This window comes from Spiroplasma kunkelii CR2-3x (genome assembly GCF_001274875.1).
Taxonomy (GTDB): Bacteria; Bacillota_I; Bacilli_A; order Mycoplasmatales; family Mycoplasmataceae; genus Spiroplasma; species Spiroplasma kunkelii.
This window is the reverse complement of the sequence record NZ_CP010899.1, coordinates 1221729-1243435: the sequence shown is the minus strand read 5'-3', so window position 1 is coordinate 1243435 and position 21707 is coordinate 1221729. Positions and strand designations below refer to the sequence as shown.

The 21707-nt window shown below is 25.4% G+C and carries 33 protein-coding genes, 4 tRNA genes and 2 pseudogenes; 29 read left to right on the top strand and 10 right to left on the bottom strand.

What is annotated here, in order from left to right; translation table 4 throughout:
* Positions 1-41 precede the first annotated feature (41 nt).
* The 8 genes from SKUN_RS06740 (at position 42) to proS (ending at position 5756) form a co-directional block, all read left to right on the top strand.
* A complete protein-coding gene (locus tag SKUN_RS06740) occupies positions 42-266 on the top strand; it encodes a hypothetical protein (protein ID WP_053391374.1) in 225 nt (74 codons plus the stop codon).
* Complete coding sequence (locus tag SKUN_RS09535; RefSeq protein ID WP_158500823.1) at positions 267-428, top strand: hypothetical protein; 162 nt, start codon at positions 267-269, stop codon at positions 426-428.
* Positions 429-1261: 833 nt separating this feature from the next.
* On the top strand, positions 1262-1408 hold the full coding sequence (locus tag SKUN_RS09530) for a hypothetical protein (protein WP_158500822.1): 147 nt from the start codon (positions 1262-1264) through the stop codon (positions 1406-1408).
* Positions 1409-1442: 34 nt separating this feature from the next.
* Complete coding sequence (locus tag SKUN_RS06735; protein WP_053391373.1) at positions 1443-1709, top strand: hypothetical protein; 267 nt, start codon at positions 1443-1445, stop codon at positions 1707-1709.
* A 127-nt stretch (positions 1710-1836) separates the two neighbouring features.
* Positions 1837-1927, top strand: a tRNA-Ser gene (locus SKUN_RS06730).
* Between the two features lie 114 nt (positions 1928-2041).
* Entirely contained in the window at positions 2042-3580 is a 1539-nt protein-coding gene (gene cls, locus SKUN_RS06725; RefSeq protein ID WP_053391372.1) for a cardiolipin synthase, read from the top strand.
* Positions 3581-3641: 61 nt separating this feature from the next.
* Complete coding sequence (locus tag SKUN_RS06720; protein WP_053391371.1) at positions 3642-4328, top strand: hypothetical protein; 687 nt, start codon at positions 3642-3644, stop codon at positions 4326-4328.
* Between the two features lie 3 nt (positions 4329-4331).
* Entirely contained in the window at positions 4332-5756 is a 1425-nt protein-coding gene (proS, locus tag SKUN_RS06715) for a proline--tRNA ligase (RefSeq protein WP_053391370.1), read from the top strand.
* A gap of 341 nt (positions 5757-6097) precedes the next feature.
* On the opposite strand, the gene SKUN_RS06710 is transcribed toward proS, so the two are convergent.
* Positions 6098-7078 (bottom strand): IS30 family transposase, encoded by a 981-nt coding sequence (locus SKUN_RS06710; RefSeq protein WP_053391369.1) that lies wholly within the window; start codon positions 7076-7078, stop codon positions 6098-6100.
* Positions 7079-7405: 327 nt separating this feature from the next.
* Here SKUN_RS06710 and SKUN_RS06705 point away from each other — a divergent pair, with 327 nt between their 5' ends.
* From SKUN_RS06705 to SKUN_RS06670, 9 genes are all read left to right on the top strand, one after another.
* Positions 7406-7744: a hypothetical protein gene (locus SKUN_RS06705; RefSeq protein WP_053391368.1), complete on the top strand. Its 339-nt coding sequence runs from the start codon at positions 7406-7408 to the stop codon at positions 7742-7744.
* On the top strand, positions 7737-8117 hold the full coding sequence (locus SKUN_RS06700; RefSeq protein ID WP_053391367.1) for a hypothetical protein: 381 nt from the start codon (positions 7737-7739) through the stop codon (positions 8115-8117). The genes SKUN_RS06705 and SKUN_RS06700 overlap by 8 nt, the downstream gene beginning before the upstream one ends.
* A 32-nt stretch (positions 8118-8149) precedes the next feature.
* Positions 8150-8542, top strand: coding sequence for a hypothetical protein (locus SKUN_RS06695; RefSeq protein ID WP_053391366.1), 393 nt, complete (start codon positions 8150-8152; stop codon positions 8540-8542).
* A 26-nt stretch (positions 8543-8568) separates the two neighbouring features.
* On the top strand, positions 8569-9033 hold the full coding sequence (locus tag SKUN_RS06690; RefSeq protein ID WP_053391365.1) for a hypothetical protein: 465 nt from the start codon (positions 8569-8571) through the stop codon (positions 9031-9033).
* 56 nt (positions 9034-9089) lie between these two features.
* Positions 9090-9254, top strand: a complete 165-nt coding sequence (locus tag SKUN_RS09525; RefSeq protein WP_158500821.1) for a hypothetical protein — start codon at positions 9090-9092, stop codon at positions 9252-9254.
* The gene (locus tag SKUN_RS06685; protein WP_053391364.1) at positions 9247-9771 is read left to right on the top strand and encodes a hypothetical protein; all 525 of its coding nucleotides are present in this window, start codon (positions 9247-9249) and stop codon (positions 9769-9771) included. The genes SKUN_RS09525 and SKUN_RS06685 overlap by 8 nt, the downstream gene beginning before the upstream one ends.
* Positions 9753-10607: a hypothetical protein gene (locus tag SKUN_RS06680; protein ID WP_053391363.1), complete on the top strand. Its 855-nt coding sequence runs from the start codon at positions 9753-9755 to the stop codon at positions 10605-10607. The genes SKUN_RS06685 and SKUN_RS06680 overlap by 19 nt, the downstream gene beginning before the upstream one ends.
* Positions 10588-10848, top strand: coding sequence for a hypothetical protein (locus SKUN_RS06675; RefSeq protein WP_053391362.1), 261 nt, complete (start codon positions 10588-10590; stop codon positions 10846-10848). Before SKUN_RS06680 ends, SKUN_RS06675 begins: the two co-directional genes overlap by 20 nt.
* Before the next feature lie 96 nt (positions 10849-10944).
* Positions 10945-11700, top strand: coding sequence for a hypothetical protein (locus SKUN_RS06670; protein ID WP_053391361.1), 756 nt, complete (start codon positions 10945-10947; stop codon positions 11698-11700).
* Here SKUN_RS06670 and SKUN_RS11845 read toward each other — a convergent pair.
* From SKUN_RS11845 to SKUN_RS06665, 6 genes and pseudogenes are all read right to left on the bottom strand, one after another.
* Positions 11693-11896: a pentapeptide repeat-containing protein gene (locus SKUN_RS11845; RefSeq protein ID WP_408640751.1), complete on the bottom strand. Its 204-nt coding sequence runs from the start codon at positions 11894-11896 to the stop codon at positions 11693-11695. The genes SKUN_RS06670 and SKUN_RS11845 overlap by 8 nt on opposite strands.
* Before the next feature lie 90 nt (positions 11897-11986).
* Positions 11987-12124: a hypothetical protein gene (locus tag SKUN_RS09520; protein WP_158500820.1), complete on the bottom strand. Its 138-nt coding sequence runs from the start codon at positions 12122-12124 to the stop codon at positions 11987-11989.
* Positions 12125-12129: 5 nt separating this feature from the next.
* Entirely contained in the window at positions 12130-12288 is a 159-nt protein-coding gene (locus SKUN_RS09515; RefSeq protein ID WP_158500726.1) for a hypothetical protein, read from the bottom strand.
* Between the two features lie 13 nt (positions 12289-12301).
* Complete coding sequence (locus tag SKUN_RS09510; protein WP_158500819.1) at positions 12302-12442, bottom strand: hypothetical protein; 141 nt, start codon at positions 12440-12442, stop codon at positions 12302-12304.
* Between the two features lie 638 nt (positions 12443-13080).
* A pseudogene (locus tag SKUN_RS11920) lies at positions 13081-13565 on the bottom strand (IS30 family transposase); the annotation flags it as partial.
* Positions 13566-13603: 38 nt separating this feature from the next.
* The gene (locus SKUN_RS06665) at positions 13604-13894 is read right to left on the bottom strand and encodes a hypothetical protein (protein WP_144416782.1); all 291 of its coding nucleotides are present in this window, start codon (positions 13892-13894) and stop codon (positions 13604-13606) included.
* Positions 13895-14263: 369 nt separating this feature from the next.
* On the opposite strand from SKUN_RS06665, the gene SKUN_RS06660 reads away from it, so the two are divergent.
* From SKUN_RS06660 to SKUN_RS06635, 6 genes are all read left to right on the top strand, one after another.
* Complete coding sequence (locus SKUN_RS06660) at positions 14264-14584, top strand: hypothetical protein (RefSeq protein WP_235511016.1); 321 nt, start codon at positions 14264-14266, stop codon at positions 14582-14584.
* Between the two features lie 142 nt (positions 14585-14726).
* Complete coding sequence (locus SKUN_RS06655) at positions 14727-14951, top strand: acyl carrier protein (RefSeq protein WP_053391359.1); 225 nt, start codon at positions 14727-14729, stop codon at positions 14949-14951.
* 14 nt (positions 14952-14965) lie between these two features.
* Positions 14966-15451, top strand: coding sequence for a Fur family transcriptional regulator (locus SKUN_RS06650; protein ID WP_053391358.1), 486 nt, complete (start codon positions 14966-14968; stop codon positions 15449-15451).
* 71 nt (positions 15452-15522) lie between these two features.
* A tRNA-Trp gene (locus SKUN_RS06645) sits at positions 15523-15598 on the top strand.
* Between the two features lie 80 nt (positions 15599-15678).
* A tRNA-Trp gene (locus SKUN_RS06640) sits at positions 15679-15753 on the top strand.
* An 11-nt stretch (positions 15754-15764) separates the two neighbouring features.
* Positions 15765-15857, top strand: a tRNA-Ser gene (locus SKUN_RS06635).
* A 55-nt stretch (positions 15858-15912) separates the two neighbouring features.
* Here the strand turns inward: SKUN_RS06635 and SKUN_RS06630 are convergent.
* From SKUN_RS06630 to SKUN_RS10965, 3 genes and pseudogenes are all read right to left on the bottom strand, one after another.
* Complete coding sequence (locus SKUN_RS06630) at positions 15913-16770, bottom strand: DegV family protein (RefSeq protein WP_053391357.1); 858 nt, start codon at positions 16768-16770, stop codon at positions 15913-15915.
* A gap of 15 nt (positions 16771-16785) precedes the next feature.
* Complete coding sequence (locus SKUN_RS06625) at positions 16786-17628, bottom strand: DegV family protein (protein ID WP_053391356.1); 843 nt, start codon at positions 17626-17628, stop codon at positions 16786-16788.
* Positions 17629-17790: 162 nt separating this feature from the next.
* Positions 17791-18318, bottom strand: a pseudogene (locus SKUN_RS10965) (hypothetical protein).
* A gap of 115 nt (positions 18319-18433) precedes the next feature.
* On the opposite strand from SKUN_RS10965, the gene SKUN_RS06615 reads away from it, so the two are divergent.
* From SKUN_RS06615 to SKUN_RS09505, 6 genes are all read left to right on the top strand, one after another.
* The gene (locus tag SKUN_RS06615; protein WP_053391355.1) at positions 18434-18679 is read left to right on the top strand and encodes a hypothetical protein; all 246 of its coding nucleotides are present in this window, start codon (positions 18434-18436) and stop codon (positions 18677-18679) included.
* A gap of 2 nt (positions 18680-18681) precedes the next feature.
* Entirely contained in the window at positions 18682-18837 is a 156-nt protein-coding gene (locus SKUN_RS10960; RefSeq protein ID WP_235511015.1) for a hypothetical protein, read from the top strand.
* Positions 18831-19133: a hypothetical protein gene (locus SKUN_RS11665; RefSeq protein ID WP_327196290.1), complete on the top strand. Its 303-nt coding sequence runs from the start codon at positions 18831-18833 to the stop codon at positions 19131-19133. Before SKUN_RS10960 ends, SKUN_RS11665 begins: the two co-directional genes overlap by 7 nt.
* Positions 19134-19300: 167 nt before the next feature.
* Positions 19301-20326 carry a nicotinate phosphoribosyltransferase gene (locus SKUN_RS06605; RefSeq protein WP_053391354.1) on the top strand — a complete coding sequence of 342 codons (1026 nt, stop codon included), beginning with the start codon at positions 19301-19303 and terminating at the stop codon, positions 20324-20326.
* Positions 20327-20367: 41 nt separating this feature from the next.
* Positions 20368-21432: a hypothetical protein gene (locus SKUN_RS06600; RefSeq protein ID WP_053391353.1), complete on the top strand. Its 1065-nt coding sequence runs from the start codon at positions 20368-20370 to the stop codon at positions 21430-21432.
* 80 nt (positions 21433-21512) lie between these two features.
* A complete protein-coding gene (locus tag SKUN_RS09505; protein ID WP_158500818.1) occupies positions 21513-21680 on the top strand; it encodes a hypothetical protein in 168 nt (55 codons plus the stop codon).
* Positions 21681-21707 lie beyond the last annotated feature (27 nt).

Below are 21707 nucleotides of genomic sequence, written 5' to 3'. Positions count from 1 at the left end.
TAAAAAATAGTGCATAAATTACTGATAGGAGGAAATTTAACATGTTAAAGATTTTAAAATTAGATGAAAATTGTGAACCAATTAAAAATGAGAATGGTACTTATGTCATTGAAGACTTTAAATTAGATGAAGTAATTAATAATGCCATTGAAGAATATAAAACAACACAAAGTGAAGAGGAAACTAAAAAGGCTGAAGAAGAAGCTGCAGAAAAAGCTGTTTTAGAAGAGGCAAAAAAAGAAAGAATTGATTATTTAGAGAAATAATTGGATATTTTAAAAGAACAAGTAAAAAGAACTTTATGAACAGGAGCAGTTATAGAAATCAATGAATCTGAACAAAATAGTTCTAATAATGAAACAGATAATGAAACAGAAAATGCATCAATGGGATTTTATCCACAAAGTAAAAAAAATACTGGAGGTTAGTCATGGCAGTTACATTTAATACAATACAAACTTTTTTTCAAAATAATTGAAGATTAACAAATTTGTATGGTGATTCTAAAATTGCTGCTTTATTTTCAAATCAATTGTAACAAGATTTTTGTGCATTTAAAGCAGAAGTATTTTTACCTATTATGAACTAATCTCAAACACAAAATGATTGAGATCCAGTTAAAGGATTTAATGAAAAGTATGTAAGGGAAGATTTCAAAAAAGTACAATTAACTCAAAATTTTACTGTTTATTATTAGTATCAGCAAAGTTGATAAATTAGCTGATAATTGAGCCGGGAATAATAAAAATAACTGATTCTCAAAAAGATAAAATTTTTAATATATATGTTTTATCAAAAATTGCATCCGGAGTTAAAAATTTAGTACCAAATTATGTTAAAATTACAAAAGAAAATTTTGTTGATGAATTAAAACGTTTAGAATTATTAGTAGAAGATAACGATGTTCATTTAGAAGATATGATTATTTTTATTGATCATGTAGCTGTAACTGCTATGGTTAATGTTAAAATTCAATTTACTCAAACTTCAATTGAAGGAACTTCTGCGACTATTAAAAGTGCATTAGGATTTAATTTTGTTTAAGCATCAATTGGAAAACTAGTATTTCAATTTTTACCTGTTTTACCGCAAGCATTTGCGTGGGTAGTAGCTGTTGATTTACAATTATTAACTTTAAAAAGTTAACTAAATTAATAGTTAACTTTTTATCGGTTGGTATTTACAATTTGCAGTTTATTAAAAATTGAAAAAATATTATTTAAAATAGATAAAAATTTAATTCCTAAATATAATAATTTGGATGCAAAAAATATGATTCATATTTAAAAAAATAAGTAATATTTCATTAGATGAATTTTCAAATCTAAATGATATTGATTCAGTTGTGATTTTATCAGATTTAGATAAAACAAAAATTGCTAATGAAACAATTTTAAAAATTAATTAGTATCGATTGAGTTATAAATTTCAAAAAAGTTTAATTGAAAATTTTATTAAGATGAAGAAAAATAATTAATTCAGTTAAAAAAAATAATCCATTTTATTGATTAGAAAAATTAGTTAATAAATTAATTGATCCTATTAAGAAACAATTACATACTATATCTGAAAAAATATTATTATATATTAATAAATTAGTTGTTAATAACAGTAAAAAAAATATTTCTGAATTATTAATACCATGTATACCAGATTCATTTTTATTAGGATTAAAATTATTTTTTAGATTTAATTTATTTGAAAATTAATAAAAAAGCGCTATATTTAATCTGACTATAGAACTGGTCTTAAATGTATATGGTTTCTACAAAAAAAAATAATCTTTTTCTCTTGTTTAAAATGATATCTTTTGTATAATATATAAGGTATCACCACGGAACAGTACTCAAGTTGGTGAAGAGGGCACCCTGCTAAGGTGTTAGGTCGGGTAACCGGCGCGAGAGTTCGAGTCTCTCCTGTTCCGCCATTTAATTTACATTTAACGAAAAAAGTAATAAAGAGTTATAAATAATTTTTATAACTCTTTATAAATTATTGGTATAATAAAAGTAGTAATATTGTGTAATAAAGGGGAAGAATAATGAAAAATTGATTAAAAATTATTTTATCAATGATTTTTTTATTTGGTATGGCGATTATGGGGTTACTTGTTGTCTTTATTATTTTCAATGTTAAATTCTTATATATTTTTTTAGGAATTATTATTATTGATTTAATTTTCTCATTCTTTTTCTTTTTTTCCAAACGACGTTATGAAGTTAAATTTTCTTGAATTATTTTTATTAATTTTGTGCCATTTATTGGTCTATGTTCATATGTTTTTTTTGGTCGAAAATATCATTATTCAAATAAAAAATCATTATTGTACAATCATTTAAATAAATTAGAATATGATACTTATTGTAAAAAAAATAAGACATGTTTAATAAAATATACTGCTCCTAATCAAAAATTTGGGAATGTTATTGAATTATTAATGCGGCATGCGAATAAGCCACTATACCAAAATAATAAAATTAAAATAATTACAAATGGTACACGTGTTTTTAAAGCATTATTAACAGATTTACAACAAGCACAACAATATATTTTATTAACTTATTTTATTGTTGCTGATGGTGAACTATTTGAATCTTTTTTAGCAGTTTTAAAAGAGCGAATTGCAGCTGGTGTTCGGGTTTATATGATTTATGACCATGTTGGTAGTTACTTTAAAATTAGTAAAAAAAGTATTAAAAAATTAATTAAAGCTGGTGTTCGAGTTCATAAATATTTACCAATTATTACACCTTTTATTAGTGGGAATGCCAATTATCGTAATCATCGTAAAGATGTTATTATTGATGGTTTAATTGGTTATACAGGTGGAATTAATTTAACCGATTTATATGTTGATAAATCATGAAAGTTTGGAATTTTTCATGATACACAAGTACGAATTGAAGGTGAAGCGGTTCGAGGTTTGGAAGTAATTTTTGCTGATGACTGATTTTTTGCAACTAAACGTCATGAAATAATCACAGATTTAGAACCAGCCATTTTAGCACCAAAACAATACAATATAAAGGGTAAATCACATTTACAAATTGTTAATCATAGCCCTAGCATTGATCATTCAATTACCAAAGACCTATATATTTCATTAATTAACAAAGCTAGTAAACGAGTTTGATTATCAACCCCTTATTTTATTCCACCAGATGATCTTATTCAAGCTTTAATTCTTGCAGCACGTGCTGGAGTTGATGTTCGTTTGACAATTCCAGGTTTGACTGATAAAATTTTTGTTTTAGATATAACAAAAAGTTACTGTAAACCTTTATTTGCTAGTGGTGTTAAAATTTATGAAATGAATAATACTTTTAGTCATAATAAAATTGCTATTTTTGATGATGATATTGCTGTGATTGGGACTTGTAATTTAGATTACCGTAGTTTCTTTTCTGACCATCAAACAACAGTAGTTATTTATGATCCAGAGGTAGTTGTAAGCTTTATTCCTCGTTGAGAATGAGATTATGAACATTCAATTTTATGACAGGAATGACCAATTAAATATAAACCCTTGAGTTATCGACTATTGTTAACATGTTTAAAATTAGTCGCACCAATTTTATAAGTTAATGCTAATATTAATAATAATCTTTTGTATAATTAATATGTGAAGAAGGAGGGGTATAATGCTATTTAATAAATTAAAAAATAAAGATGACAAAGAAAATGAACATCAAACAGAAAAAAAGCATAACTTATTACAAAAAAAATCATTGTCATCATCAGATAATTTAGAAAGTAGTTTGTTTGAAGATGAAGATGATAATAGTAAAATTAAAACTGGTTTTAGTTTTAAACGGCGTAAAACGCACAAAATTATTAAAGAATTAAATCGCCAGCGAATTAAGTCATTATTATTTTATACTGATATTAGTAATGTTTTACGACAATTGGAATTTGGGATACAGCCAGTTAAAAATATTCATTTGGAAAAAGAAAGTGAATATATTGTTTGAACATATTTAGAAAAACCTGATCATTTAGAGTTTGAATTAGATAATTCAACTCGACATTATTTTTGAAGTTGAATTGCAGAGCAAAAAGTTGATCCAAGTCAAATTGCTGTAATTGCAATTGATATTCAAAATTTATTTCATTTAACAAAAAAAGATTGAGAATATGATGATGTAACCCGTCGTGTAAAAGTTTTTGAAGATGTGAAACCAACAGCAATTCGCTGAATATTAATGAAAAATAATCAGTATTTAAATCGAATTCAAATGTATGTTAAAAGTAATAATTTAAAACTTAAAATTTTTCAAGGTGAAAAAGGAAATGTTTCTAATGTGTTAACAGAAGGTAGAAAAAAGTAAAGAATGAAGAGAAACTTAAAGAAAATTACTCTGCGTGAAATTGATTTTGCGCAATGATATACTGATATTGTTTTAAATGCTGATTTAATTGCATATGGGCCAGTTAAGGGAACAACTATTTTTAAACCTTATGGATATGCAATTTGAGAAAATATTCAAAAAATTTTAGATGCTGAATTTAAAAAAAATGGTGTAAAAAATGTTTATTTTCCTTTACTAATTTCAAAAACTCTTTTTAATAAAGAAAAAGAACATATTGAAGGGTTTTCACCAGAAATTGTAACAGTAACAAAAGTTGGAAATAAAGTCTTAGATGAAGAATTATACATTCGACCAACATCAGAAGTTCTTTTTGGAACCTTTTTTAGTAAAGAAATCCAAGGTTATCATGAATTACCACTGTTATATAATCAATGAGTTAATGTTTTACGTTGAGAAAAAACGACCCGTCCGTTTTTACGTACAAGTGAATTTTTATGACAAGAGGGGCATACAATTCATAGCTCAAAACAAGAAGCACAGCAATTTACTTTAAAAATTTTAGATATTTATGCTACTTTTGCAGAAAAAACTTTATTATTACCTGTGATTAAAGGGCAAAAAACAGAACGTGAAAAATTTGCTGGAGCAGAAGAAACTTATACGATTGAATCATTAATGTATGATGGTCAAGCTTTACAATGTGGGACTAGTCATTATTTTGGTCAAAATTTTTCTAAAGCATTTGATATTAAATTTTCAAATCAAAAAAATATTTTAGAATATGCTTACTCAACATCGTGAGGGGTTTCAACGCGTTTGATAGGAGGACTTATTATGACACATAGTGATGATAATGGACTAGTATTACCACCGCAAATTGCACCAATTCAAATTATGATTTTACCAATTAATAATGATAATGATGATCAATTATTTGCAGTTGAGCAACTACAAAAAAAATTGCACAAATATCGTTGTGAAATTGATCAATCAGACAAAGGTTTTGGGTTTCGTGCATCTAATGCGGAAATTAAGGGAATTCCATTGCGAATTGAAATTGGATCTAGTGATTTAGTACAACAACAAGTTATAATTGCTCGGCGTGATACTTTTGAAAAAATTACTGTTTCCTGAACAGAAATTGAAAAAGTAGTTTCTGATTTATTAGATCAAATTGCAACAAATTTATACCAAAGAGCTTTGGATAATCGTCATCAACGGACAAAAAAAATCGATAATTATTCAGAGTATAAAAAAACTTTAGCAAAAATGAATGGTTTATTTTTAGTGCCGTTTTGTGGTCGCATTGAGTGCGAAGATACAATTAAAGCTGAAACACAAACAACTTCACGTTGTATTCCATTTGATGTTTCAACAAAAAAAACAACTTGTTTTCATTGCGGACAACCAGCAACTAATTTAGTTTATTTTGCGCGAGCTTATTAATAACAAGGAAATATCTTTTATTTTTGATAAATTTCAATTGTAAAGGAGGTTTTTAAAATTTTTTTGTTTAATCAAAATTTTATTGAATAGCCATTAGCAGTTTATAATTTGCATCAAGTATATTCAAGCAGCAAATTTTGTCTCTTGTTAATTTGATGATAACATCATTTAAAATAAATGCAACTATTTTTTAAAAAATTAAAATATTTTATAAATATAACTTAATTTAATCATATTTAAGCACACTAAAAAGAATTTATTAAATTTAATTAATAAATACATATTTTATTATTTTAATGACATATTTTATGAATTAATGTACATTTTTAAATATTTGTTGTTTATATATTCTGCAAAAACATTTCTTTTGCAGTTATTCAATTTAAACAGGGCCGTATTTTTTCATTAATTACATCATTAACTACTCAATTTAATCGTTTCTGACTAACTTTATTAAAATCAGTTCCCTTATGAAATCAATGTCTTAATTCACTATTCATATATTCAATTAAAGGTTTTTGACGAGGTTTACCAGCATCACAAAAATATACTTGTGTTTCAGCGAATATTTCTAATTCTCTTCATTTATAAAATTCTTTTCCTCTGTCAGTTATTACGCCTTTAATTTTCCCAATTAAATTATTTACTTTAACTAATTCTTTAAACTTTTCAAAAACTTCATTAGAAGTATGATTTTCTAATTTTATTGCAAAATATTTTCTACTTGATTGTTCTACTAAAACTAAACAACTAGATTGATGGTCTTTTCCAACCACAGTATCCATCTCAAATCATCAAACATTAGAAAGTTTATTTTCAATATTTCAAATTGACTTAAAATTAGTTAATTGACCACGATTTTCTTTTTTTCCTTTTGTTTTATATTTTTTACCCCTATATCGTAAATTTTCTTTTTTTAATCCAAATTCACCTAAACGAACTCATTTATAAAAAGTTTTAACACAGGTAGGAAATTTAACACCAAATTTTAAAAAATAACGATAAATTAATTCTCTTGGAGAATCATGATATTTATTAAATCTAATTTTAATAAAATTAATCTGTTCTTCTGTAAATTCAGGTAGTTTTTTAATACATTTTTTTCGCTTTTTCTGATAGTCTTTATGTGCTTCAACTGCTATATAATTTTCTATCTTTTTAAATCGCTTAATCTCTCTTTTAACAGTATCTACACTCCGATTTATTTTTCTTGCTATTTCTGACATATTAATTGTTTCATTTTTCTTTTTACAAGCATTAGAAGATAATAAATCCTCAAATAAATCTCGTTCATCATATTTTACATGTGTATAATCTTTCATATATTTTGTCTCCAATCTTTTTAAAGTTATTTATACACTATTTTTTAAAAAAATATTGACAATTATTTTTAAAGTTATAAAATTATAATGTAAACAAGTAGTAAGTTTTGTCTCTTAAAACTGTTTATATCAATAAAAAGAAAGTAATTAAGTTTACTTTCTTTTTATTTTGATGTAAAATAAACATAATAAAAATAATATTAAGTTCTTTAATACATTTTGATAGGTGTTTAATACTTGATAAGTTTGATAAGTTTGTTTTATACTCTTTTATTTAACCATATTGTTTAAATAATAGCAATTTTAATATGCAAAAAGGAGTAAAAAATGGTAACTTTTAAGACTATTTCAGGGAAAACTAAGGACTTTTTGAGGAAAAAAGGAGACAAATTAAGTAATAAAAGAGCATATTTATACTATTTAAAACTACCATTTAATAATTGAAAAGATGAAATTGATGCAAAAACTGCTGATTTTATTGAAGATATGATAAATAAATTAGAAATAGAATTGGAATTGGCTTTATTAAATGACAAATATGGCGGGGGTAAAAAGTTATATGTTGAGAAATATGTTAAAGATATAAATTTTTCTAACTCTAATATTGTTATTCAATTTGATAAAGAAGAATTACCTAAAATAAATGAGGTAATTAAAGATGCTTAAACACTTTTTACATTTAGATGAAATACCAAGATGGTTTTATCAACAAAATATTCCTAATGCACCTTGAAAAGAAATATATAATCCTGCTGATGAATATAATGAAATAGGAAGTCGTTATAGTGCTAAAACATTTGCAATTAAAGATAATCCAATTGGTAAGTCTTGTGCAATATCATTATTAGTTAATAAACCAATATTTATTATTGCTGTTATGAAAATGAATAAAGATATTAGAAATGGAGTATTTAAAAATATTCAAAATACTCTTAATGTTATGAATATTAATTATAAAGTTAATTTATCAGAGAATTCTTTTACATTAGTGGTGCTAAAAGAAAATTTATTATTAATTCATCTAATCCTGAATCATTAGGAAGATATATTATTAAATATTGTAATGAAATAATGCCATTTAATGAACAATTAATGCGATTAAAATATGATCAAATAGGTAAATTTAAAATTAATTATTATGAAAAAGATAAAAAGTTTACTAAAACTATAATTATTCATTATTCTAGTTGAAGACTTAATACTTATTTAAGTAATGATATTGTAAGAGATCAATTAGAAATGGAAAGAAGATGACCATCAAGAGCAAGAGTATGAAGTTGAGGATTACCTGGACAAGTACAAGGTGCTGTATTTGCCGAATATCTTAAATTTACTAAATTAACTTGAACTTTTGATAAAATTATTGCTGGTTTTGATTATGCTCAAGCAGATAGTCCAAATGCACATAAAACAAGTGCTAGTTTATGAGTATATAATTCAACTTTAAAAAAGTACATAAAATAGGTAAATATACTCACTCTAATGCAACTATGGAACATAGAAATGTATTTGAACAAGCACATGATATAATTCAATTTTATTTATCTAGTTTAAAGAATAGTACTATTTTTATTGAAAATGGTTTAACTATTAATGTTGATTATGGTGGTGGTGGAAAAGCATTTATTGATGTTCTTAATAAGGAAAAAAGAAAATATAAATATGGTACATTATTAAGATTTGAAGAAGTTGATAAAAGTATATGAAATGTTACTAATAGAGTTAATTCATTTCTTGCATTAATGACTACTGATAAAATGACCCATGATTTAATATTAGAAGAAAGTAATACAGAATATCCAATGATTCAATGAAAAGAAAAACCAAATGGTGGAAAAGAAGAAATAGTAGATTTATATGATGATGAATTTGATGCTGATTATTATGCATTAAGTGAATATATTAGAGATATTGTTCAATCATCAACTAATAGATTAATAAGGGAGTATGTTTAATATATATATATATATATATATATATATATATATATATATATATATATATAATTGATATGGATAAAATTATTGGGAAATATAAAAAGAATGTTCCTAAAAATAATATTTTTGTTTATAAATATAAAAATGATTATAAAGTTTTAAAAGTAGATAAAGTAGAAAAAGACAGTAAGATATTAATTTGTCATTTTGCTAGATTAGGAGTAAATAAAAATGAATAATAATATAAATAATTGATTATCATTTAATAATCGTGATTGAAAAATAAATGTGCCTTTAATTGTTGCACAAAGAAAAGTAAGAATGGAAATAGGAAGAGGAATAATTTGTGATAGTGAAGATGAAAAAGCATTAATACATTGACAAAATTGATATCATAAAAAGAAAATATATGAAAAATTAATTAAAATGTCTTGAACTAAATCATTATTAGGTGTTGCTGTTATGTTTATATATGAAACAAAAGATAATGATTTAGATGTTATGTTAGGAACAGCATTATTTACTAATTTTATTTCTAAAATTAATGAAGAAGAACAATCAGCAGATATTTGAATATTACCAAATCAAGATGATACTGGTTATATTTTTCATGTCATTATTAATGATAAATATATTCAAATTGATTCATATCCTAATGATAAAAATACTCAAGCAGGAGTAACTAGTGGAAAAATAGATAAAAGTTTAAGAATTGAAAAAAAACATATATTAATAAATTGGGTCGTTTTCCATTAATTCAAATTCCTAATTTTATTAAAGCTAATTTACAAGGTCAAGCATCAAGTACAATGTTAAGTGCTTATCCTGATATTTTTCCTACTATGTGATTAATTGAAGATTTACAAGATAATTTATTTATTAAAAAGAAAACAAGAAGATTTAGTCGTGCTAGAGGTTATATTCAAGCAAATAGTGATGAAATTACTGCTGTAAAAAATAATAAAAAATCTTGAAATGATTATGAAAGTGATTTTGTTATTCAAAATGTAAATGCTAATTATGATGAAAAAAGTGGTAATTCAACTGTTAATTATACTCAAGGACAATATAATTCAAATGATTATAATTTAGATACTGATCATATTTTAAAAATTGTATTTCGTGGAATTGGTTTAAGTTGACAAGCAGATGAACAAGGAACTTATACTAATCAAAATCAAACATTAATTATGCAAGCAGAAGATATTGAATCACAAGCAGTATGACAAGATTTTTTATTAGATTATTTATATCGTTTATTTGATTGTTGATGAATATTTCATAAATATTGAATTAATGAAAATAATAATTGAGATAGAATTGAACGCCCTTACTCATTAAAATTTAAACCAGCAGGAATTATTGACCAAATGCGTTTAGTTGATACAAATAATACAAGATTAGAAAATGGTACAATGTCTCGAGCAGAATATATTCATATTGTTGATAGTATTCCAATGACTTTTGCTATAAAAAAAGTTGAAAAAATTGATAAAGCACAATTAGAAACTAATTCTAAATTTGATTTAGAAAATGATAATGAAGAAAATAAAAATACAGGTGGTATAAAAGATGAATTTAAACAAAAATAATAAAGAATTAATACAAATTAATAATCAAGTATTATATACTGCAATGCGAATGGCTTCTACTGATAGTAAAGTTATTAAGCGTAAAATACAAGAATTAGATAAATGATTTATTTTCCCTTTTGTTATTACAAATGGAGTTATTCCATTAACTACAAGTGGTTATAAACCAATTAATAGTATTCCTCAAGATTATTCAGATTTTACACTTGCTATTACTGGTAATGCTACAATTATTGCTTAATGAAAAAATGCTTTTAAATTAAAACAAGTTAATAAAGGTACTGAACAAAAAGATTTTAAAGATGCTGATAATTTTTATACTAAAATTATTAATCCAATGCATTACCCTACTAATCGTGGTGATATGTATGAAGCATATTTACAAAATAGTACTAGTGGTGCATATTTTTCTTCACAAGGAACTCCTGATCCTATTTTTCAAGGTATTTCAACTCAACGCCAATATACCTTATTATCAACAGATAAACAATTTGATCAAAATGATGAATTAAACCTTTATGTTGTTTTAAATAAAAATAATGAAAATATTGGTGGAGAAAATATTAATACTTATGAATATAATCAATCTATTCAATGATTATATATTTCTAATATTACAGATTACTATGATCCTTTTGATAATAAAAAGTTTTTATTTCAAGAAATTACATTTAGTAGTGTTAATGATCATTTATCTAAATCATTTACTTATAAACCTTATCCAACAGATGCAGATTCTGCCCAACAAACATTTTATAAAATAAATGATACTGCAATTAATTTAGTACAAAAAATAAATGCATTAATGTTTGGTACTTCAAAAGATGATTTAGTAGTACATGTTTCTATGTCATCATTTGCTCAATTTACAAAAGCATATACTAAAATTTTAGATCAAAATAAAGATTTATCTTTTATAATAAAAGTATCTTCTCTTCGACCATTTACATATTGACAATATTCATCAAAATCTTCTTTATATAATTGTTGTTGTTTTAATTCGGCAAGTTCTTTTTTAAGTGCTTCATTTTCTTCTTGTAATTTATCAAATTTAATTGATTCTGTTATAGTCATTATTAATCCTCCTAAATAATATCTAATTGTTCTAATTGTTTTTTTGTGATTTTAATACCACATAAATAAGCATCTTTTAAATTAGCACCTTCTAAATCAGCACCTTTTAAATCAGCACCTTCTAAATCGGCACCTTTTAAATCAGCACCACATAAATTAGCATCTTCTAAATAAGCACAGCGTAAATCAGCACCATATAAATCAGCATCTTTTAAATCTAATTTTTCACTTTCTAAATATTTATTTTTTTTTGCTTAACATTAACTCCTGTTAAGTCCGCAATCATATCTTTTAATGTTTTCATTTTATAATTCCTCCAAATTCTTTTCTTCAATTAATGTCTCAATATAGTCATAAGCACTCTCTTCTGAATGACATTCTTCTAATGCTTCATTAAATAAATCTTCTTCAGTATAAATATTTCCATTTTCATCTTTATACATATTATTTATTCTCCTTGCCATTCAATTTTTTCTAAATTAATAATAGTTTTTTCACTGTAAAATATATTTTTAGCAGTAAGCTCTGCTTCAATATATGTATAAAAAAACTGAGTATTAAATCCAAATTTATCTTTTGATAATAATAAGTATTTATATTTTTTCATAATTTAATTCCTCTTAATTCTTTCTAGTATTTAATGCTCAATGTTCATCAGTAATTTCATCTTGTGAAACCAGGTAACTTTTACACATTAATTCATTTAATTTATTTTCTTGATAACATTTAAAACAATATCCTCAATATCTTTTTTTAAACAAAGTTTCTTTTTCATAGTCATTTTTAAATTCTCCTTTTTACAATTAACTACAAAGTACTACAATGTTCTACATTTTGTAGTTACTTGTAGTATTAAGTACCTCCTCATCAAGTCCCCACTAGTAGATTAATTAAGAAATCCTTGTCCAGTTCTTAAAAGTTATTCATCCTCTACGCACACGATTTTATTTTTCTTCTTGCAATTAATAGTTATGAATGCACCACTACGCGTCTATCTTAATCAAAGTCATTAATTTACAAAATCGCAAAAAACAAGTTAACAGCTCTAATGGTTTCATGCCGGCGGAAATGCCTTGTTGGGGAACCTTCCCTAAAAAATATGTAATTATAAATTAAACACTTGTAGAGCCAATATATTTAATTTTTAGAGTTGTTTTATAAAATTTAAGGTTTTAAAAAAACAAAATTTTAATATTCAGTGTAATAAACATCTTCAAATCACTCTGTTTTTTCACGATGGTTAACTGTATGAAACTGCTTTGGTGTTCCACATTTACTACATTTAATAAAAGTATTTTTAGACATATTTTTTTTTCATCTCCTTTTAATGGTTGTTTTTAAATAAAAAAACAACCATTAAACAAGAGTTATTTTTTACGGCTGCATTGTACACGATGCATGATTTAAAATTAGTTAATTGACCACGATTATCAGATTTCCCTTTTTTTTATATTTTTTACCACGATGACGTAAATTTTCTTTTTTTAATCCAAACTCACCCAAACGAACTCATTTATAAAAATTTTTAACACAAGCAGGAAATTTAACACCAAATTTTAAAAAATAACGATAAATAAGTTGTTCAGGTGTATCACGATATTTATTAAGTCTAATTTTAATAAAATTTAATTGTTCTTCTGTAAATTCAGGTAGTTTTTTAATACATTTTTTTCGTTTTTTATAATAGTCTTTATGTGATTCAACTGCTGTATAATCTTCTATTTTTTTAAATCGCTTAATTTCTCTTTTAACAGTATTAATTCCACGATTTGTTTGTCGTGCTATTTATGACATATTAATTGTTCCATTTTTCTTTTTACAAGCATTAGAAAATAATAAATCTTCAAATAAATATCTTTCATCAAATTTTACATGTATATATATTAAATTATTTTTTCAGCTCGTTATTTATCATTTTCTCCTTAAATAATAATTGTTGGTTTAAATTCATTTTTATTTTTAATTTTATTATAGTTATTAGTTTGGCTTTCTTGGTTAATGTTTTGTGGTGGTTTATTAAATTTATTATATAATCATACCCCACCAGCAGCTAAGGCAGACAAACTAACTAAAACACCATAAAGAATTGGATGCTTTGCCATTCCTAATAAAAGTGTTTTTGTTAAAATTCCTTTAATTGCTAAAATCGGTATTGTAATATGTGTGCTTAATTTTTTTTCCGATTTTTTGACACTTTGTTCCAAATTCTTCAAATTTTTTAAAGGGAACGGTTATTTTAGGTTTTTCAAATAAAAAAACCATTTTAGTAAATGGTTTAATTATTCTTATTTAATTTCTTTATATTTTTATACCCCAATCTTTTTTATGCAATCTTTATTTTTAAACCAATTATTCCTAAAATAAATGTTAATAATACTTTTTTGTTAATTCAAATTGGTTTAAATGCTTAACAATGACTTATCGCATTATTAATCAACAATTACCTAATTATTATAATAAAGAATTTAATCAAGATTTATTAACATAATTTGAATTTGATTTTTTTGTGGAGCAAAAATTAGTTGCAGATGAAAAAAATTTTTAATAAAAGATTAGTTATTATTCTTGGTTTTTTGTTCTAAATGTTAGTTTTTTTAAGTGCTATTTTTATTTGTGTTTATAAAAATATTTTAATTAGTAATAATAAACCTAAAGTTAATTTACGTATTTTTAATAAAGACGATGAGAATGTTGAGTTGCAACCAGAACAAAAATTTGTTTTATATGCTAGAAAATTACTAACAAAAATTAATTATGTATATAGTGAATATTATTTTGATAATATTCTTTTTCATTATTATTTTTTAAAATGTTGAATTCCGAAAATGATGTTTTTTTATCATCCAACAAGTTATCTTAGTTTATATTATAGTAATGAAAAAATTAGTTATTCAAAACAATAATTGTCTATAATTATCATAATGAACAACAATTATATCAAGCTTGGAAGTTTACATTAGAAAGCTTAAACTAATAAATGCTATTATTTTATTGTTAAACTTGTTATAATTATATTAATTATTAAGAGAATGTGAGGAATTTTAAATGAATGTGCTAGATGAAATTAAAAAAGTTTTAAAAGAACGTGGAATTTCTAAACCAATTGATTTAAATACGGAGTTTAAAACATTAGGATTAGATTCATTAGATTTGATGGATTTAGTTATTGAGGCTGAGAAAAAATGTGGAATTCAAATACCAGATGATAAATTAATGGATATTAAAACAGTTGCAGATTTGGTTGAAGTTATTAAAGAAATTAAAAAATAAAGGAGCTGGTGGCAATGGCATTATCATATGACGGGATTGTACAGTTATTAAAAAGTAAAAATTACCGAATTACTGAAATTAGGTTAGCAATTATTAAAATTTTATCAGAAAAGCAACATTTAACGTTAACTGAAATTGTAACATTATTAGAACAAGAATTTAAAAATGTTAATTTAATGTCAGTTTACAACACAATTGATTTATTAATTAGTGAGCATATTGTTTTTACAAATTCTTTTGATGGTAAACAAATTTGATATGATTTAGCAGAAAACCCATCCTTTCATATGGTTTGTGATATTTGTAAAAATGTTGTTCATATTAAAGATACGAATATTTTACATGAAATTAAGTTAGATAATTTAAAAGATGTAATGACAAATATTAATTGAGAACCAGTCTATTTTAAAATTGAAGGGCATGGAATCTGTGATCAGTGCCATAATAAAAAATATGAACCACTTCAATTTGAAGAGTACTTCAATGAAGAAAATAAATAAAATTATTTGCTATTTTCTATTATTTTGTTAAAATGATTAAGTGCCAATTTAGACGCTTAATTTATCTTGTTAGGGGTATAGTTCAATTGGTAGAACACCGGACTTCAAATCCGGGTGTTGTGGGTTCAAGTCCTGCTACCCCTGCCATAACATAAAAAGATGAAAGTATGGAAATACTTTTTATTTTGCCATATTTATCTTATTATGTTATGATTTAAAAAGGATTTAGGGGTGTAGTTTAATGGTAGAACAGCGGTCTCCAACACCGTACGTTGTGGGTTCAAGTCCTGTCACCCCTGCCAGTTTAAACAGTGGAAGTATACCCAAGTCTGGTTGAAGGGGGCGGTCTCGAAAACCGTTAGATGGAGTGATCCATGCAAGAGTTCGAATCTCTTTACTTCCGCCATTTAATGATGAAAAAATAAAAAATCATTTCTAATATTAGAAATGATTTTTTATTACTATTTAATTTGTGGAACACCAACAAAAGCAATTGTGTTTAACCCTGCATGTGCAACAAAGATATTAGCTAAATTTTCGGTGTGGTAAGTAACTTTTAATTCATTTAATTTTTGTGTAACATTATCTCAAACTTTGCTAGAACATTCACTTGTTTTTAAAACAAATAATTGAAAGTTTATTTTAACTGTTTTTTTAAATTTTTCTAATGTTTCAACTAAAGTTTCAATTAAATTATTTAAAGTTCGTGATGAGGCAATTTTTTTAGGATGTTCTCCTCATTGAATTAAAATTTTAATTTTAAATAAGTTAATTAATGATAATAAAACTTTTCCAACACGTCCACCTTTTGCTAAACGATCTAAGCTACCAGGAATTATTGCCATATATGCTTTTTTCTCAAGTTCATTTGTTTTTGCAATAATTTCTTCGACACTAAGATTTTGTTTTGTTAATTCATTAGCATAAATTATTAATGTTTTTAAAGCAAAAGCTGCTGTATGATTACGAACAACATGAACTTTTCCACTATATTTTTTATCTTGACTTAAAAGATAAGCAGTTGCATATTGGCTTGAAAGTTTCTCAGCAATTGGATAATGAATAATTTCATAATATGTTTTTAAAATTTCGTCATATTTAACCATTAATTCACCAGTTGATGCTTGACTTGTTTTTGTTGTTCCTGTTTGAACAACTTCATAAAAATTATGTTTTGCTGCTTCTTCTTCCGTATCTAAGATATCAACTTCATTATTTAAAATAATGTGTAAGGGAATAACATGAATACCTAATTGTTTTATTTCTGCTGTTGTGAAACCTGCTGATGAATCAGTTAAGATTGCAATTTTTTTACTCATTGGTTGTACCTCCTTTTATTCATCTCAACATACTAGCACAATCGTATTTGCTCCTGTATGAGCTGCTATAACATTTGGCAAAATGTATGTTGAAGTAATTTTAGCACCAGCGTCTTCAATAATATTGTAAACTTCTTTTAATGTTTCATCGTCTGTTTTTGAATGCAATAAAATAATGTTTTTTCAATTTTTCCGTTCTTTTTTTATTTGTCCTAAAGCTGTTTCAACAGCTTTTTTAAATGTTCTAGTTTTATCAAATTTATCAATGCGACCATCATATCTCAAAATAGGGGTTATCTTTAAAAACGATGCTAAAGCTGCCGCTGCCGCTGTAATTCGACCCCCGCGTTTTAAAGTTTCCAAACTTTTTGGGATAATAAAGGCGCTAACTTTTGTTTTAATTAAATCAATTTTTGATTGAATTTTTGTTAATTCAATTCCTTCTCCAATTCATTGATATACTAGATTAATCATATATACTAGCAGTTGACTTACCCCGTCAGTATCAATAACAAAGACTTTGTTTTTATATTCATCGCCTTGAGCTAACATTGAAATATTTTCATGCTGACCAGATAGCCCCTTTGATAATCCCATAAAAACAATGCCTTCATATTTTTTTAACAATTCGTTTCAAGTACTTAACATTTTTCCCATTTGAATTTGACTAGTTTTGATAACTTGATGTTCTAAAATATCATAAAATTCATTAAATGAAATAACATCTTCGTCATCTTCCACTTCACTTCCATCTGGAAAATTTAGTAATAATGGTAATAAATAAGTATCTTCATATTTTTTTAAATAGTCTTTCTTAATTCCAGACGATGAGTCGATTATTAATGCAACTTTGCGCATATTTTTCCTCCATTTATTTCTATCCCTTAAGTACCATTGAATCTAAGTTAAAGTATTGTTAACGTCTTAACAATATATTAATTATAAACTTTGATATAATAATTTCAAGGATGAAAGGAAGATAACAATGAAATTACTACTGAACAGAAAAAATGTATTAGACTATTTTACAAGCATTTGGACCATATGGCCTGGTGAAACATCAGTTACAATTGCAAAATCAGGATTAATTAATGCTGTCGCTGTTTTAGCACCGCGAGTTCCAGCTTCTTCTTGCACACTAAAACCAACATATAAATCATAGTCTAATTGTTTATTTTTAACTTGTTCTAAAACTTCTAATCATAAAATAACACCCATTCAGTTATTAATTGCTTTTAATAATAATCGTTTATTATTTAAGAAAACTGTTGGACTTTAACAAATTACAAAATTTCCTTCTCGAATTCCAGCTTTATAGGCTTATGCTTGTGAAGAAAAACCAAAATCAATTAACATATTAGCAATTGGCGTTGGTTTTAATCGAGCTTCTGGTAATAACAAATGCGGTACAATTGCTAAAATAGTACCAATCAAAAACGTTCCATCATCTTTTAATAACTTTACTCGTTTAGCTAATAATGCTTGTTCTCAAATACCTACTAATGGATTAATACGAACTAAACCTTTACTATTAATTTGGATAACCATAAAAACAACTTGCTCATATCCATTATTATTAATCAACAACAACTTTTGGTCAATTAGGGCAAGGTGTAATGTTACGAATACGCGTTATGATTTAATTCAATATCAACTTAAATTGATGAAAGAACATGCAATAAAATATCAATTTTATATTTTGCCAGGAGGAACTGATGCTGGAGCTGTTAATTTAACAACAGCTGGTATTCCAACTATTCAAGCGTGTTTAATTGCCCGTAATTTGTATAAAATTAGTGGTATCATTGATTTAGATGACTTTAATAAAACAATTAAGTTAGTAACAACAATTATTGAATATTTAGATGAAACAAAAATTAAAGGATTTAATTTAAGTAATAAGGATTAAAAATGGGAACAAAAACAATTGGTTTATTTTATAATCAAGGCTTTGATGTTTTAATGGGATATGAATCAACACCTGATGTAGTTAATTATGTTATTAATAATGATTATGTCTTATTTTTTATAATTAAAGTCACCAATGTTGTGGGTTTAATTTATTAAATGCTAGTAAACATTTAACAACATCTTTAAAGTTAGAAATTAATAGTGATAATTCTGTTTTATTAGCAGAGTTAGGAGGTATTTTTAAACAAAAAGATTATTCTTTTAATATTAATCAACAACCACAATTTATTTTTGGTAAAATTCTTGAGCGTAAAAAACATCATAATTCAGATAAATTAAATATTTGTCAACTAGATATTGGTTTATCAATTGAACAAATTATTTGTGGAGCTGATAATTGTGATATTGGCCAATTGGTTGTTGTTGCGCGTGTTGGGGCAATTATGCATTAAGGTTTAAAAATTGTTCCTAGTGAATTACTAAGAATCATTTCAAATGGAATGCTTTGTTCTGAACTCGAATTGGAATTACCAATTACTACTATTATTGGTAAAAAAATTATGTTATTATCAAAGCAACAATATCATTTGGGAAATAGTTTTTGAAAGGAATATTATGAATGGGCAAAATTAAGGCAGGGTATTATAGTGCAATTTATTTTTTAAAAACAGCAAATATTTTAAAAAATGAAAAACCAAATGATTTAATAACAATGCAGTTTTTTCAACGTGAAGAAAATGTTATTCTAGCAGGCGTCAATGAATGTGTTGAATTATTAAAAACAGAAGCTTTTAATGCGGAAAGTTTAGAAATCACTGCCTTAACGGATGGCGATTTAATTCAAGCTAATGAACCAGTTTTAAAAGTAACTGGGCATTATTATCAGTTTGGCCATTTAGAAGGTATTATTGATGGTATTTTAGCCCGACAAACAAGTATTGCAACAAATTGTTATCGTGTATTACAAGTAGCTAATAATAAGCCATTGATATATATGAATGATCGTAGTGATTATTATTATAATCAAGAAAATGATGGTTATGCTGCAAAAATTGGTGGAATAACTAATTTTGTTACAACAGCACAATTAACAAAATTAGTTGGTAATTATGAAACTACGGGCACTGTTCCGCATGCTTTAATCCAAGCTTTTAATGGTGATTTAATTGCAGCTTTGAAAGCTTATCAAAAGTTTTATCCAACTGATAAATTAGTGGCTTTAGTTGATTATAATAATGATGTTATTACTGATACTTTGCAAGTAGCACGTGCATTTTCAAATTTATATGCAGTTCGTGTTGATACTTCTCAATCATTAATCGATAAATATTTTCTTGGAAAAGAAGAAAAGTATCCAAGTAGTGAAATTAATGGTGTTAATAAACACTTAATTCGTGCTTTACGTAAAGCTCTAGATGATACAGTAGTATATCAACATATTAAAATTATTGTTTCATCAGGATTTAATGTTCAAAAAATCCAGGATTTTGAAAAAGAAGGTGTTCCTGTTGATATTTATGGTGTTGGTGAATCGTTGGCAAAAATTAATATTGTCTTTACTGGTGATGCTGTTCAATTAAATGGTGTTGATCAAGCAAAGGTTGGGCGGAGTAATATTGCTTCGAATCGACTAGTTAAAAAATAAGAAATGTTTTATAATATATGTAAATAAAGGGGGTTTTCATGATGAGTGAAAATAAAAACCATAAAATAGAGTCTTATTATAATCATGATGATGCTTATCCTCATTTAAAACATGAACAAAAACAATATCAAAATGAAAACAAAAAAATTACAATTGAAAATAATAAGAATAAATCTTCTTTAACATCGTTATGTGAAGTTATTTCACCTTTATATGGAAAAAAATTAGATGGTGCTGATGAATTTAAAGTTAATATGTCGCATTCATATAAACAACAAAAAGAAATTAGTTCCATAACTTCGATTGAGGATATTATTGCTCAGCGGGTGAGTGAGAAGAAGGCGGAGTTAGTGAAAATTAATATTACTGAAGAAAAAATTTTGTCTTTTGAAAAAAATAACATTGAACCATATTTTCATAAATATGATCCAGTTACAAATAAAGAAATTATTCCATCAACTTTAAAAACTAAAAATAAATTATCTGAACCAACAGCACAAACTGTATCATTTTTATTAAAGCCACGAAAAAGTGGAACAAATATTTTTGGTGATAGAACAGCTGAGTTAAAAGTAAAATTAGAACAAATTAAAGAAAAAATTCGTAATCGAATGCCACAACATAATGTTGATGATTATGAGCAAACAACAATGTTTGAAGGAATTGAAGAGCAAAGAGAAATTAATGAACAGATTCGCAATGCAGTTGCTGAAGCTTATCATATTGATGATAATTTTTCTGAATATATGCCATTAGAGCAACGCTGTCGATTAATCCAACATAATTCAACAAAAGCGGGAGCAGTTAGATTTAAAACGCTACTTAATTTACAAGAAAATAATTTAAATAATCAGTTTCTTCGTCGCCGGAAACCATTATCACAAAATGTATCAGGATATCATAAGAAATTGCATGATTTACGAAACAGTGATTCTGAACCAGATATGAACCACGTTAAAGAATATTATACTAATCGTAATCCTTATTTATCACGCATGTTAGAAATTGAAGAGCAAACAGCAAAGGAAGCAGAAGGAAAACGTCGTGAACGAATTAAAACACAAATTAATAATGTTTTAAGTGATAATGAAAATAATAATGAATAGGTAAGGAAAATTTTAAAAACTTACGATTTTTTCAAGCTTTAAAACTTTGACTTTGATTTTTTTGTTCAAAACTTTTATTTATGAATTTTGTAATCGAAGTGCAACAAATCAACTCAGAAAGGAGTTTATTTTTTATTGAAAAGAAACATTATTTTATTTTGCGGTCCTTAGTAATTAAATATGGAAAATATATTGTTATTAATACTGTAAATAAAATAGTAATTAATAATGTAAAAAAAAATGAATAAATTATCTGCGTAATTTAGTAGCGAACA